Genomic DNA, 13,431 nt, shown 5'->3' on the forward strand with positions numbered 1-13,431 from the left:
AAAGGTCGCACGCTTAGAATGTAGTTCGGCATGCATTTCAAAAGCACTGGCGAAGCCAGTGACTCCCGTGCGCAGTACTCGCTACACTGATCTGTGCCACGGTATACCGCGTCGCCGTTTTTACTCCATTGCCAATTTGGGTTGGTTAAACCCACTCCTTATTGCATCACAGGCGGCAGACAGAAGGCATTCATAAAAAAAGCTTGACTGATGCGGTTGCACACAACACTTCGCCTTACAAAGCTGTGACTCTGAGTTGCCGTCACGGTAAAAATTCTTGTTTCTTCGCTGGACCTTGCGAACATGCCTAATTCCAGAAACTTGTTGCGCTCTCTCATCGTATTTACGGTGCTGTTGCTGATTCTGGTCCCTGCGGGCTATTTCTATCTTCGATACCAAAACTACCACAGCGCACTAGAGTGCACCAAGGAATGGGCACGTCTCAATGAGTTCCCGACGAGCGCTACGGACCTTAACGTTGAGAATGTCGGAAGTCTGTTCACCCGTGAATTCGCGGTTTCCTTTGTCGCACCACTCGACGACACCAATGCCTGGCTCAAAGAGTCCCCTGGAACGAAAGATGTCACGCCTGAGAAAGTCGGTTCAATTTGGAAATACGATATCGAACCCGGGGGTGGCGCCCAACACGCTGAATTGGAAGTTGATCAACAATCGGGAACCGTGACGATTCGCGCATACTGGAGTTAAATCACTGCTGGCCCTGATAGAATCGATCTGGGACGACGAAGTCGGCAGGAGGTCTGCCCGCAAAGTTACCGACACGATACAAATTACTCCAGCGGCTGCGCCGCCCCGAAAGAATCTTTCGGGGCCACCCGAACGCTACTTGTCGCGATCTATAGACTCTATTATGTCTGCATATTCAGGTCGCAAGTACCGAGGCGTTTCAAAAGGCGTATTCTGCTGGTTTGACTTGTTACTGTCGTTGACAATCAGTTGTTTTTCGGTGTCGATCGTCGTGAATGCCTTGCCACCTGGATTTTCCCAGGTGATACGAAACACCCCATTTCCTAGGTCTTCCAGCTTGGGATTTACCGGTTCCTCAATCGAGATTTGTCCAAGTTTTCGCAAACCGCAGTCTCCGTCGGGAGATCCAATTGTGTAGAAGTAGCCAATCTCGTGAGGGCCGTGTAACCAAATCGAATACTCAGTGCCTGGCAGATCAGTCGAGCAGACGATGGGCACGTCAGCATCGCCAATACAGCCTGTAATCAACGGCAGTATCGCAAGTAGGCGGAGTCTCATTTGTCGACAACCTTGTATTATACTGCTTGATTTACAAGACTCTTCGATTCATCGTACCACCCGTGGTTATTGGCAGCCACCGGGTTTCCCATGACGTTACGGCCGTCGTACCTCCCCCACTCCCACGCGAACCCGACTCGTTCCAAACGGCGATCCATCCAGTCCTCACTCCTCATGCAACGCAATAACCGCGGCTTCTTGCGGGCTGCGCCCGCCCTGATTGCTGCGCAATCAGGGCTACCCATTTGGTGGCCTATCACCCCAAGATTGGCAGACCGCCATCGGCGGTGTGTTGCAACTCGCGCGTCACGATCGTGCCGATTAGCGTTGTTGCGGTGCAGTCGTCGATTCGTACGCGGGTGGTGCTGCCGGTGAGGCGGCGGTTGCCGTCGAAGACGACGATGCGGTCGCAACGGGTGCGGCCGGAGAGTTGGGTTTGGGGGATACTGTCATCGTCGCCCGCTTTGACCGCACTTTTGCTGGGGCCTTCGACGAGAATGTCATATTCGCGGCCGATGCGGGCGGCGTTGTCCTCTTCGCTGATTTCGTTCTGTAAGTCGAGCATCTCGTTGTTGCGGCGGCGCTTGGTCTCTTCGGGTACGTCGTCCAACATGATCGCATCGGCCTTGGTGCCGGTGCGGGCGCTGTACTTAAAGATGAAGCTGTTCTTGAATCGGAACTCACGAATCAGCTCCATGCTCTTTTCATGCGCGGCATCGGTCTCGCCGCAAAAGCCGACAATGAAGTCGCTGGAGACAGAGCAGTCCGGCACGGTTTCATGAATGCGGTGCATCATTTCGCGGTAATGTTCGACCGTGTAACCCCGCTTCATCCGCTTAAGCATTTCATCACACCCCGACTGCGCCGGCACGTGCAAATAATGCGCAACCTTGGGGAGATCCCGAACCGCTTGCAGAAGATCGTCGGTCATGTCGCGGGGATAGTTCGTCACAAACTTGATCCGCTCCAGGCCGGGGGTGTCGTGAAAACTGGCGATCAAATCGGACAACCGATATTCGCGACCATCTTCGGTGTGCCGGTAACTATTCACCGTTTGCCCGAGCAGGGTGACTTCCTTGACCCCTTCGGCGGCGAGTTGCTGGACTTCTTGCACGATGTGTCTGGGGGAACGGCTTTGTTCCGGACCGCGCGTCATGGGGACCACGCAGTAGGTGCAAAACTTGTCGCAACCAATCATGATCCGCACGTAGGCTTGAAACGCGGAGTGCCGCATTTCCGGATCGCGGAGCGGGTCGTAACTTTCGAAACTGTCGGCGACCTTTTGACGCGTGGCGTCGCGGCGGGCGAGGCTGACCGCCATCTGCCGTTCGCGGTTCTCGCGGGCGTTGTCGATCAACAGGGGGATTTCGGATAATTGTCCGGTCCCCACGACCAGGTCGACGTGCGGCGCTTTTTGAAAGATCAGTTTTTGATCCTTCTGCGCCATGCAGCCCATCACGCCGATGACTTGATCGGGTCGCTTGCGTTTGCTGTATTTCAAGCGGCCCAGGGCGGAATAGATTTTGTGCTCGGCATGTTCGCGGACGCTACAGGTATTGAACAGCACCGTGTCGGCGTCGGCCACATCGGCGGTCAATTCGTAACCATGCTTGCGCAGGGCGGCGACAACAAGTTCGCTGTCCAGTTCGTTCATCTGGCAGCCGACGGTATGGATAAATAGTTTGCCGTTGTGCACGGCTGTTTCGGCCGATGTGGTCATAGATTCTTCGCGCCGTTGTCGGTATTTCTCACGTGAGTCAGGCAGCGGCCTGACGGAATTTTAGTCGGGGCGCCTTCCTGGCTGATGTACGGGCGTCCGAAACGGTTCATGCCGTTTTGGCCGTTGCTTGCTGTTTTCCGCCCGCTGGTGGTGCCGCTTGCTTAGTCAAACCTTGATTGATTCGCAATCGCGCTTGAATGGCGGCATCGCGCCGCGCACGACTGCGGTGATTGGCCATCAACGTGGTCAACGATCTCAATGCCAACACCGAAGCAACAGCATACAGGCCCAATTGCCAAAACTCCATGACGTCCTCCTTGATTTTCGTCATGATTCGCCGGTTTCCTAGGCCAGAAACGATAACACAGCCTGCGGGTTGCTTCAAGACGAGGTCCGGCCGGCGGGGATTCACCACGGAGACACGGAGAGCACGGAGGTGCTTGCAGCATCGAATGTTACGGCGAGAGTCGGTGTAGTAAGGTCGAGGATCATGGGCAGGTTCAATGGGTGGGTGTTTGGAAATCTGCGTTGAAGCCAATGGATTTGGGGGGCGGACCGTATCCCCAGGGCGTTGCCCTGGGCTATGTTGTTTATTGGCTTTCAGCCAAGGTACGCGCTGAATTAAGCCTTTGCGCGGCGGGCATTGGATGCTTGTGTGGCGATTCGCTAATATGCGCTGCGGTCCCCTGAAACTGACACCTGATTTTTCTAAACGACATCCCCAATGACCTTGGCAGACGATGCGGAATCCGCGACTGACCCTGAACCCACCCATGACGCCATGGTCGAGGCCATTGCGGTCCTCGAACAATTGGCGGCCGATCGTGGATTGCTGGAACGTTTGTCTCAGGAGGAGATGCATCGCTTGATGCGGGCGGCCGAGGGCGTGGCGGTGCCGGACCGTGTTTCCCGCATGAAACTGCGGCGAGCGATCCAAAAACGCGAAAAAGCAGCATTGGCTGAGCAGAAGGCGGCGGACGAATCGCTGCTGGCCCAGACCGGGATCCGTAAGCAATTCGCTCCCAAACGCATCAAACAGGCCTGCGCCCCGGCCCCCTTCGAACCGGAGCCACCCCCGGCCAACACGCAACCCGACGACCAATTCGGCCCTCGCCTGCAGGTCGCCCGCAGTTGTTATATCTGCAAACGGGACTACGACCGCGTGCATCAGTTCTATGACTCGATGTGCCCCGATTGTGCGTCGCTCAACTGGACCAAACGGAACCAAACGGCCGATTTGTCCGGGCGATATGCACTGCTGACCGGCGGCCGTGTGAAAATCGGTTTTCAGGCTGCTCTGAAGTTGCTCCGCGCCGGGGCTTATGTGGTCGTCACGACCCGTTTTCCCCGTGATGCCTCGCAACGATTTCTTGACGAAGCGGATAGCGGGGACTGGAAGGACCGGCTGCAATTGTACGGCATCGACTTGCGGCACACGCCGAGCGTCGAGTTGCTGGCCGAACATCTGGTCGCCACGTTGCCGCGACTCGATTTTCTATTGAACAACGCCTGCCAAACCGTCCGCCGTCCCCCCGGGTTTTATGCGCATCTGATGGAGGGGGAAACACGGTCGTTGGAGTCACTGCCGGCCGCAGCGGAACCGTTGTTGAAATCGTATGAGCAATTACGGGGCCAAGGTCTGATCAGCCCCACCAATGGAAAGACCTTACCCGCCCAGGTCCGCGATAGTCTGGCTGGGATCCAACGTGCAGCGGAGTTATCGCAAATTCCGTTGGCTCCCGGTGACCATGCTGGCGGAGCGGAGATTTTTCCCACCGGGCAATACGATCATGATCTGCAACAAGTCGACCTGCGATCGATCAACAGTTGGCGATTACCGTTGGCCGATGTGCCGACGGTCGAATTGTTAGAAGTGCATTTGGTGAATGCGGTGGCGCCGTTCATCCTCAATGCCCGCCTAAAACCGCTGATGGTCCGCGTCCCGACGCGTGACAAACACATTGTGAACGTCTCGGCCATGGAGGGAATTTTTTACCGAGCGTATAAAACCGACAAACATCCGCACACCAACATGGCCAAAGCAGCGCTGAACATGATGACGCGGACCTCCGCCCAGGATTACGTCGCCGACGGCATTCACATGAACAGCGTCGACACCGGTTGGATCACCGACGAAGACCCGGCCGACATCGCCGAGCGCAAACGCGAAGAACTCGGCTTCCACCCCCCACTGGACACCATCGACGCCGCCGCCCGCATCTGCGACCCCATCTTCGCCGGAATGCTCAGCGGCGAACATCTGTGGGGGAATTTTTTGAAGGATTATCAGGTCGCGAATTGGTGAGGGGGCCATTGTCACCAGATTTCCTGGCGTTGCCCCAGGCTACGGTGGAAAGAAGGCCTTCGGCCAAAAAACTGATGTGTGGCGCGCTGTTTGAATTTGATGGCGGAGTTACGGGTCGTATACAATTTGCAAAATAAATTCGGCCCTCAAATAATTGGCCAAAGGCCAATTGACACCTTAGCCTAGGGCAACGCCCTAGGAATTCGGGTAACATCAAATACCCCTTGGCCGAAGGCCATGTTCACCGTAACGCCCCTCTTGTCGCGAGACGACCATGCCTCAGTCGCTCACCAAGTTGTATGCCCATTTGGTTTTCAGCACCAAAAATCGGCACCCATTTCTCGATGTCCAGATACGGCCTCGCGTCCATGCTTATTTGGCGACGACGGTGCGTAGTCTGGATTCCTCCTATGTGGTTGTCGGTGGAGTAGCCGACCATGTGCACATTTTGTTCGAGATGGGCAAAATGCGAACTCCCGTTGAAATCGTAGAGCAGGTCAAACGCGAATCATCCAAGTTCATGAAGACGCTCGGTCCACAATACGGCCAATTCTATTGGCAGCGCGGCTATGCAATGTTCTCAGTGAGCCCCACTCATCTTGGTGATGCGGAAACTTATGTTCGCAATCAGGAAGAGCATCATCGGACCAAGACATTTCAGGAAGAGTTTCGCGAATTCTTGAATCGCTACAATATGGAATTTGACGAACGGTATGTTTGGGATTGATGCCGTTGTGAATATGGCCTTCGGCCAAAATCTTGTGGCAACCGCATAACGACCTGGGGCGTTGCCCCAGGCTAAGGTGGAAAGAAGGCCTTCGGCCAGAAAAGCCTGATGCATGTTGAACGATTGCGAATGATGACCGTATCACAAATGATCACGAATTTACGAACAAATTCACCCTGCGTAAAATTGGCCAAAGGCCAATCGACACCTTAGCCTAGGGCAACGCCCTAGGAATTCGTGCCAAATCAAATGCCCTTTGGCCGAAGGCCATATTCAACATCCGCCGCGCCCAATCACGTCCGCCAATCGCACACCGCCCCGCGGCAAACCCAACACGCCGGCTAAGTGCAACATCCACATGATCAACCCCTGTTCGGGATGAAAATACAATTCGTGCAGCGCCTTTTGGGTCTTGTTGCCGACCGTAGCTGTGTAATGGGCATTCGGCATTTGGAAGAACGTGTGCAATTGAAAACTGCGTGCGCCGCGGAGGGCGTATTCGAGGGCCATTTTGCCGCTGTGGATATCACCGGTGGCGGACCAGGGGAGGGGGGGATCGCACTCGGTTTGGAAACGGGACATGATGCGGAGGTTGCGGTCGCTCAGGTCCGGGCCGCCGTAGGCGATGCCCCGCTTGCCGTCGAATTCGCGGGTAGGATCGAACAGGCGATTGCCGTAGATGAAAAAGTCGGGGCGAGTCTCGCCATCGTGAATGGCCTGCAACATGGCCAATTGGAAGTCGTCATCGAACAGAGCGTTGAAGACTTTAAGTCCTACGCGAACTTGTGCCGCATCGGCCAGTCCAGCGCGAATTAAGCGTGGGACGGTGGTCAGCCATTCGAGAATTTTCGCTTGTTGCGCCGAGCGATCGCTGCCGGCGAGCGTGGGGCTGAAATCTTTTTCCAATGGCATCGGTTCATTTGTTGTGGCGCCGGCTTGCCAGGCCTCTAAGATCTTGGCGGTTGTGTAGCGGTATTCGCTCTCCTTCCACGCATCCTCCTCGGGCGTTGGCAGATGGTATTTGCAGGAGGGGACGATTAGCGTGTTTCCGTCAGCGGCGATTTGGCGGGTTGCGCGGATCAGTTGTAGGTATTCGTCAAACGTCCCCCACCAGCCGCGGCCTTTCCAACTCACCGTCCAACCCGGTTCGCCTGATTGGCTAGTGATTGGTTCGACGACCATGCGCGATTCTTTAACGGCCCATTCCCCCATGGTCTGCGCGCCGGTTTCGTCTTGGGCAATCACGGTTTTGAGCACCACGAAACCGAGCCCGGCTTGTACGTCTTCCTCGACTTGCCGGGCGGTCATTGATAATTGGCCGGAGGCTTTGCCAAACGGATTGGTGATCGGCAGGCCCGCATAGGTCGAAGCGACGTCGATGTGATACCGCTCCGCCAGATACGCTTCGAGGTTCGTTGGCAGCCCTTGCTTGGCAAATGTTTGATAGTCCCGCGCGATTGTCTCGCGCAGGGCAGCGTCTACGACGGGGTGTTCGGGCAACAGGTGTGGTGAGGGGGCATCGGACATGGTTGTGGGTTCTTGTGTGATCGTCTCGCAATTCGGAATATGGCGGTCTATAGTCAAGGTAACCATTGAATGCGGGCAATGGCAGTCCGTAGCGAGTTGAAAACGATTCGAGGAAAATTCAAAACCCTCTGATGCGTCCCGCCCAAACTTGTATGTATGTTTCTGAGACAAGCACAACCGGATTTTGAAATAGATTCAAGGCAGCAGACAGATGAAGATCGCATTTTCGACATTGGGGACACCGCAATGGAGTTGGGAGCAACTGCTCGAGCGGGGTAAAGCCTACGGGTATTCCGGAGTGGAGATTCGTCTGTTGGAGGGGGAGACCGACTTATTGGCTCGTGCGGAATTTCAGCCGGAGCAGTTGCCGGTGCGGCGCGCGGAATTGGCGGCGGCCGAGTTTCAGGTGTGCGGACTAGCCTCGTCGGTACGTTTCGACGATCCCGATCCCGCGCAGCGTGAACAGCAACTGGAAATCGGCCGGGCCTATATCGACTTGGCCGCTGCGTTGGGAGCGGAGTTCGTGCGGGTCTTCGGCGATACCTTGCCCCCTGTCGAGGACGAAGCGGGGCGTGCGACGGTCATTGCGCAGGTGGCTGCGGGGATCACAGCGCTGGCCGACTATGGAATCGAGCAGAAGGTCCAAGTGCTGATCGAGACGCACGGCGATTTTTCTGATTCGCATGCGATGCAGGCGATGATGGAGCAAGTCGAGAGCGACAACGCGGGCGTGCTGTGGGATACGCATCATCCCTGGCGGTTTTACGAGGAACCGCTCTCAGAGACTTTTGCCCGGCTGAAACCTTGGGTTCGTCACACGCATTGGAAGGATTCGGTCGTGCGGCCGGAAGCGGTTTCTGATGCGGAAACCGACGCGGCCGCTCAAGCAGCCCATGCGTTGATGAGCGGACATCGGCATGCCGATTATGTGTTGTTCGGCGGCGGAGGGTTTCCCGCGCTCAACGCAATGCAATTATTACAATGGTCCGCGTACGACGGCTGGTATTCCTTGGAGTGGGAAAAGGCGTGGCATCCGGAGATCGAGGATCCCGAAATCGCTTTGCCGTTGTTCCCCGACAAGATCCGCCTCTTGGCATCGCAATGCCGCAGTTAATGCGCTGGCAACAAAGTCGACGGGCCCCACGCGACTGGTGTGTCGCTTTGCCTTCCTTCATTTCGCGCGTTGGCGGCGGTAGGGGCGGAGGATTTTGGCTGCGGTGGGGGTTTTTGCTGCCGTTGTTGTTCGCTTGGGCTGTGCGACCGGCGGCGAATTGGGGTTGGTGGTTTTCTTCTTAGCGGAGAAGTTCTTTCTCAGCGACGTTGTGTTGTACATGGGGTCCGATTCCAACTCGTTGGTCAGGTACTTCACGAACTTGTCGCTGGCGCGGTTGAGGATCACCACACGGCTGGCGGCGCGGGGGTTGTTGATGGGACGTACGACGCAAACCACTTCGGCTTCGCCCACTTTGGAGAGCGCCTCTTGCAGGGCGTCGAGGTCGGTCACGCCGCTGGTCAATTCGTCCATCGCCGCCGCCTCTGAAGCAGCAACCGCACCCTCCAGGTCTTCAGCGGTGTAAACGCGCTCTTGTTCGTCTTCGTCGTTGAGCACGATTTCATCGCCAAGGTTGTCTTCGGTGTTGTCGACGATGACCGGTGCGTTGGACTCGGTTGTGGTTTTGGGTTGATACAGGTGCGACAGCTGGCAACGATCAAGCAGTTGTTGAATCGGTTTGAGACCGGCATACAGTCCGCGGTGATCTTGAGGGTCGCGAGCGAAGCAAACGCCCACCACCGCGCCATGTTCGTCAAACAATCCGCCACCGGAACGGCCTTCGATCGGCTCACCGGTGCACTCGATGTTGTCCGGTCCCAGATAACGGTTCAGCGAGACGACGCGGTGTTGTTGCAAAGTGGGGTCATCGCCACCGCCACAACCGACGCTGGCAACCGCTTGGCCTTTTTTAACGCCGTGCCCGACGGGGGCGACGGGAGTGTAGGGGAAGTTCTCATCGGACGGAAACTCCAACAATCCGACGTCCGCTTTTTCGTTGTAGGCGACGACTTTCCCGACATAGGTTTTGCGTTGTTTGCCGGAGAAAACATCAATTTCCATCGTGCCGCTTTTGACCATGCCGCGACAAATGTGTCCGCAGGTGAGGACCATGGTGCGGCCGTTGCCGCTGGAGATGATGGTGCCGGATCCATAATTAATACCGGTACCGTTGTTGGCACGAATGCGAACGCTGGCTTCCATCGGAGTGGCGATCTGTGAGGCGGCGGGGGCATCGTCACCCTCGTCGATGTTGGCACGCACCGTGGCTTCGCTGATGTCGATTTCCGGTTCGTCGTCGGCTTTGCCTAGGAAGGGAATGCGGAATCGACCCTTTTTGGAGCGGGGGGAGACACGGCCGCGTCCGGCGGGCGCCGCTGGGGAGCGACTGCTGGCGAGTTGGACCTCCGCACCGGTTTTAGACGGCGCCGCTTCGCGAGGGATTTTGGCGAACATCTCGCGCAGTTTCGCTTCGTTGGTCGCCCCGACAATCCGTTGGGCTTCTTTGCCGTCAATCACCAACACAAACGCTGGAATGCTGGTGACATTATATTTCGCCGAAAAGGCGCGATACTTGTCGACGTCGATCTTTTTGATCGGCAGTCCCTGACGTTCCAATCGCGAAACCATCGGACTCATTTGTTGGCAGGGACCGCACCAACTGGCGGTAAATTCGTAAACAACACCTCGTGGCGTCGCACCAAGCACGAGCGCTGACATAACGAGTAGTTGGGAAGTAACCATATTCAAGCAACTCCGGATGTGAAGTGGAGGAAGTGATTTCGCAGTGGGGGAGAGAGAGGAGAGGGGTCTTTAGCAACCGCGAAAGCGGAGAACTTTGCAAAGCCAATGCGACGCGGGGAATCGTACCGAGAGAGGGGATTTGGCGGCACGGCGTCGTGGACAGCAAAGCCTGAGGGGATTTGAATCCGCATCCTGCACGCGGGGATTGGGTCGGACGCCCCACACGGGGGGGATCGGGGCGTCAAGGCGTCGCGGGAGACGCCGCATTACAGGACTACGCATCAATCAGGCCTCCATGCCCAACATTTTGCAAAGTTTTCCAAACATTTGAAAAAACTACAACAACGACTCGCCTTCCTGGCTCGTCGAAACTTGCCGAACAATACCGGGTTTCCTGGGTCGGAGTGGCGTTGTTCAGCAGTTTGTCACAGCGACATTCGCCGCAACGAAGTCATCAATATGCAGCAGGCGTGCCGAATTTTAGAAAAGCGTAATCTCAAAATGAAAAGAGATAAAGTTTTAATCCATAAGGGATTACGAGATAAACAGTCGAGAGTTTTGAGGTAACGCTTTGATACGCTCTCGCCTCTCAACTTCCCTGTAAAACATGTTTTGTTTCGTGTGAGAGTTCAGGACGGCGCGTTGTCTATTGGGGATCGCACAATGCGACGGCAAGCCGTCGGTTTGGGAATTTCGGGGATCACGCCGCTAATCCGTGTTTGATCCGTGTTGATCTGTGGCTAAGAAAAGAATGGGCGGATTGCGCTCAGCGCATGCAAAACGGCAGACCGAATTGGCCTGCCGTTTTGCATGTTTTATAATTCGTCGCAAACGTAATATTACGTTTTCAGCTTCGCTCGTTTGGCTTTGCGCGCCTTGGAACTGGCCGGACGGGCACCGTGATTCGCCTTTTTCAATTTCCGCTGTGTTTTCGCCATTGTATGACCTCGCAATTATGAGTTGAGTTTTCGGTTGAGTTTGAATCAAACATTATAGCAGGTGAGCGAAACCATCGAAAGGGAAGCGGATTCGGCTAAAAACGGCTGCCAACCCATCCCTCAAGCCTGTCCCCTCACGCCTCAAGCCTTACTCAAAACCCCAACACCTCAGCTGTCGCCCGCACCACGCGTTCGTGGAGGGCGGCGTTGGTGGCGATGATGCCGCGATTGTTGACCAGCCCGCGGCCTTGGGTGAAATCCAGCGGTTTGCCCAACAAGTCGGTCACCACACCGCCCGCTTCGGTCACCACGATCTCTCCAGCGGCATGATCCCAGATTTTTTCGGTATAGCTGGCATCGGGGGAGAGCCGCAAATAGGCGACCGATTCGCCGCGTGCCACGGTGGCGTATTTGGCTTGGCTGTCGAGTCTTACCGGTTCGCCGGTCATTTGCGCTTTTTCGGCGATTTGTGCCATTTCATCGTGGCTGGCATGTCCCGACTCGACCGATTCGCACCGTCGGGCCGAAGCGGGATCGTCGGAGGAAGAAACGGCGATCGGCGACAATTCCCCGAGCGTCCCGTCCGCCGGCATCTTGGCGGCCTCTGTTCCTTGGCCTTTGACCGCCACGAAGGCATATCCGGCATCGGGACCGGTGGGTTGGTCCATTGATTCGGGCAGATTCGGGCAGCCCAGCACGCCGAGCTGCACTTGGCCGTTTTCGATCAGGGCCAAGGCGATCGCGTATTGTTCTTTGCGGAGAAAACCTTTGGTGCCGTCGATCGGGTCCAAGACCCAAAATCGCCCCTGTGCTCCGCCGGCTGCCTGTCCGCGGTCGATCCAATTCAGCACGGTCTCGCTGGTCGGATCATCGTCGCGCGCTGCTTGCACCTCGGCGACGACTCGATTTCGCAATTCCTCGGCACTCGCCTCACGCAGTTGGTCCGCTCCCTCTTCACCGACCAATGCGTCGTCGGGAAATTGCTCAGCCAACAAACCGCTGATCAATGCTTGCACAGCGAAGTCGGCGACCGTCACGGGTGAGCGGTCTTTTTTGTCCAAGCTGTCCAGCGCAATGCCGGATTGCACGCGGCGACAAATCGCGGCGGCGGCCTGTACAGCAGAGAGAGCGAATTCCTTTTCCGATTCCAGCATGCTAAGTCCTGTCTTAAAACGATTCTTGCCATGTCACCCAGGTTCCCGCATGTGATTGGGGAAACGTCTGGAGACTCTTTTATTGGGCTGCAGTCTCAGATGACGAAATCATCGTTGCGGCCGAGGATTTTATCGATCAATTCCCCGGGCAACTCGATCGCGGGTGATCCACCGCGGTCGACATCGGTGGGATTGATCCCGCAATACATGGCCCAAGGCCCCAGATGCCGCCAGCGCCCGGCCCGTTTTTCTTCGTCGGGCAGGACGGGGGTGGTGCAACGATTGCAGCCAATCGTAGAAAATCCTTGCTCGTGTAGCGGGTTAACGATGACGCTTTGCCGCACGATGTAGTCATTAAACTCTTGGTCGCCGAAATTCGCGAGGACGTTGATCTTCAGCGTTTGGGTATTGGTATCGATCGAAAGTATCGGAACGTTCCCCCGTCGTCCGCCATCGGCGCGGCGGAGGCTGCTGATCAGCGCATCGTAGTCGCTGGTGGCCTGCATCAGCGGTTCGGTTTTCCGTAGGTCGCAACATTTGGCTTGGCCATCGGGCGTCAGATAGAGCACGCCCATCTCAGCTGATTGTTCCGCCATGGTCTGCTTGGGGTGCAGGGTAATGACGTCCAACCCGTAATCGGAGATCATGCGGTCGCGGGTCTCGAGCGTTTCCTGAAAATGAACGCCGGTGTCGACGAAGAGGACCTTGAGCGGCAATTTGGCAGACGATGCCATATGGCAGACGACACTACCGGCTTTTTGCATCGCTGACATAATGGCAACGCGCTTGCCAAAGATCGATGCGGCCCACGCCAGCAATTCTTGCGGCGTGCGCTCTTCCATCGAACGATTGAGATCAGTGAGATCAACCTGAGATAGTTTGGCCATGGGTGCTTAAGTGCACTTTTTGATTCTGAGGGTGATTACGTATCGGTCTGAGATACCGACATCCGAGGATGCGTGAGAACTCGGCGAACGAATGTAATGGGGACTTCTAAAGT

The 13,431-nt window shown here is 56.3% G+C and carries 12 protein-coding genes; 4 read left to right on the top strand and 8 right to left on the bottom strand.

Going from position 1 to position 13,431, the window contains the following annotated elements:
* Positions 1-303: 303 nt before the first annotated feature.
* Entirely contained in the window at positions 304-708 is a 405-nt protein-coding gene (locus Mal52_RS05335) for a hypothetical protein (RefSeq protein ID WP_145374674.1), read from the top strand.
* A 135-nt stretch (positions 709-843) separates the two neighbouring features.
* On the opposite strand, the gene Mal52_RS05340 is transcribed toward Mal52_RS05335, so the two are convergent.
* The 3 genes from Mal52_RS05340 to Mal52_RS05350 all read right to left on the bottom strand — a co-directional run bounded on the left by Mal52_RS05340 (position 844) and on the right by Mal52_RS05350 (position 3,317).
* Positions 844-1,266, bottom strand: a complete 423-nt coding sequence (locus tag Mal52_RS05340; protein ID WP_145374675.1) for a hypothetical protein — start codon at positions 1,264-1,266, stop codon at positions 844-846.
* A 256-nt stretch (positions 1,267-1,522) separates the two neighbouring features.
* Positions 1,523-2,986: a tRNA (N6-isopentenyl adenosine(37)-C2)-methylthiotransferase MiaB gene (gene miaB / locus Mal52_RS05345; RefSeq protein WP_145374676.1), complete on the bottom strand. Its 1,464-nt coding sequence runs from the start codon at positions 2,984-2,986 to the stop codon at positions 1,523-1,525.
* Between the two features lie 106 nt (positions 2,987-3,092).
* Positions 3,093-3,317: a hypothetical protein gene (locus Mal52_RS05350; protein ID WP_145374677.1), complete on the bottom strand. Its 225-nt coding sequence runs from the start codon at positions 3,315-3,317 to the stop codon at positions 3,093-3,095.
* A 393-nt stretch (positions 3,318-3,710) separates the two neighbouring features.
* Between Mal52_RS05350 and Mal52_RS05355 the strand changes: the two genes are divergently transcribed.
* Both Mal52_RS05355 and tnpA read left to right on the top strand, forming a co-directional pair.
* A complete protein-coding gene (locus Mal52_RS05355) occupies positions 3,711-5,291 on the top strand; it encodes an SDR family NAD(P)-dependent oxidoreductase (protein ID WP_145374678.1) in 1,581 nt (526 codons plus the stop codon).
* 274 nt (positions 5,292-5,565) lie between these two features.
* Positions 5,566-6,018, top strand: a complete 453-nt coding sequence (tnpA, locus tag Mal52_RS05360) for an IS200/IS605 family transposase (protein ID WP_145374679.1) — start codon at positions 5,566-5,568, stop codon at positions 6,016-6,018.
* A gap of 273 nt (positions 6,019-6,291) precedes the next feature.
* On the opposite strand, the gene Mal52_RS05365 is transcribed toward tnpA, so the two are convergent.
* Positions 6,292-7,545, bottom strand: coding sequence for a hypothetical protein (locus Mal52_RS05365; RefSeq protein WP_145374680.1), 1,254 nt, complete (start codon positions 7,543-7,545; stop codon positions 6,292-6,294).
* A gap of 211 nt (positions 7,546-7,756) precedes the next feature.
* Here Mal52_RS05365 and Mal52_RS05370 point away from each other — a divergent pair, with 211 nt between their 5' ends.
* Positions 7,757-8,659: a sugar phosphate isomerase/epimerase family protein gene (locus Mal52_RS05370; protein WP_145374681.1), complete on the top strand. Its 903-nt coding sequence runs from the start codon at positions 7,757-7,759 to the stop codon at positions 8,657-8,659.
* Positions 8,660-8,716: 57 nt separating this feature from the next.
* On the opposite strand, the gene Mal52_RS05375 is transcribed toward Mal52_RS05370, so the two are convergent.
* The 4 genes from Mal52_RS05375 to Mal52_RS05385 all read right to left on the bottom strand — a co-directional run bounded on the left by Mal52_RS05375 (position 8,717) and on the right by Mal52_RS05385 (position 13,318).
* Positions 8,717-10,339: a trypsin-like peptidase domain-containing protein gene (locus Mal52_RS05375; protein WP_145374682.1), complete on the bottom strand. Its 1,623-nt coding sequence runs from the start codon at positions 10,337-10,339 to the stop codon at positions 8,717-8,719.
* A gap of 839 nt (positions 10,340-11,178) precedes the next feature.
* Entirely contained in the window at positions 11,179-11,277 is a 99-nt protein-coding gene (locus Mal52_RS30445; protein ID WP_369299126.1) for a 50S ribosomal protein bL37, read from the bottom strand.
* A gap of 152 nt (positions 11,278-11,429) precedes the next feature.
* Positions 11,430-12,431, bottom strand: coding sequence for a 3'(2'),5'-bisphosphate nucleotidase (locus Mal52_RS05380; protein WP_145374683.1), 1,002 nt, complete (start codon positions 12,429-12,431; stop codon positions 11,430-11,432).
* A 95-nt stretch (positions 12,432-12,526) separates the two neighbouring features.
* Positions 12,527-13,318, bottom strand: a complete 792-nt coding sequence (locus tag Mal52_RS05385; RefSeq protein WP_145374684.1) for a phosphoadenylyl-sulfate reductase — start codon at positions 13,316-13,318, stop codon at positions 12,527-12,529.
* Between the last annotated feature and the right edge of the window lie 113 nt (positions 13,319-13,431).

Origin of the sequence: Symmachiella dynata (assembly GCF_007747995.1) — a bacterium.
Classification (GTDB): Bacteria; Planctomycetota; Planctomycetia; order Planctomycetales; family Planctomycetaceae; genus Symmachiella; species Symmachiella dynata.

Bases quoted from the DNA above. Each gene is read 5' to 3' on its own strand.
- Mal52_RS05375 (WP_145374682.1), bottom strand. From the start codon at position 10,339: ATGGTTACTTCCCAACTACTCGTTATGTCAGCGCTCGTGCTTGGTGCG.
- miaB (WP_145374676.1), bottom strand. From the start codon at position 2,986: ATGACCACATCGGCCGAAACAGCCGTGCACAACGGCAAACTATTTATC.
- Mal52_RS05335 (WP_145374674.1), top strand. From the start codon at position 304: ATGCCTAATTCCAGAAACTTGTTGCGCTCTCTCATCGTATTTACGGTG.
- Mal52_RS05370 (WP_145374681.1), top strand. From the start codon at position 7,757: ATGAAGATCGCATTTTCGACATTGGGGACACCGCAATGGAGTTGGGAG.
- Mal52_RS05355 (WP_145374678.1), top strand. From the start codon at position 3,711: ATGACCTTGGCAGACGATGCGGAATCCGCGACTGACCCTGAACCCACC.
- tnpA (WP_145374679.1), top strand. From the start codon at position 5,566: ATGCCTCAGTCGCTCACCAAGTTGTATGCCCATTTGGTTTTCAGCACC.
- Mal52_RS05350 (WP_145374677.1), bottom strand. From the start codon at position 3,317: ATGACGAAAATCAAGGAGGACGTCATGGAGTTTTGGCAATTGGGCCTG.
- Mal52_RS05340 (WP_145374675.1), bottom strand. From the start codon at position 1,266: ATGAGACTCCGCCTACTTGCGATACTGCCGTTGATTACAGGCTGTATT.
- Mal52_RS30445 (WP_369299126.1), bottom strand. From the start codon at position 11,277: ATGGCGAAAACACAGCGGAAATTGAAAAAGGCGAATCACGGTGCCCGT.
- Mal52_RS05380 (WP_145374683.1), bottom strand. From the start codon at position 12,431: ATGCTGGAATCGGAAAAGGAATTCGCTCTCTCTGCTGTACAGGCCGCC.
- Mal52_RS05365 (WP_145374680.1), bottom strand. From the start codon at position 7,545: ATGTCCGATGCCCCCTCACCACACCTGTTGCCCGAACACCCCGTCGTA.
- Mal52_RS05385 (WP_145374684.1), bottom strand. From the start codon at position 13,318: ATGGCCAAACTATCTCAGGTTGATCTCACTGATCTCAATCGTTCGATG.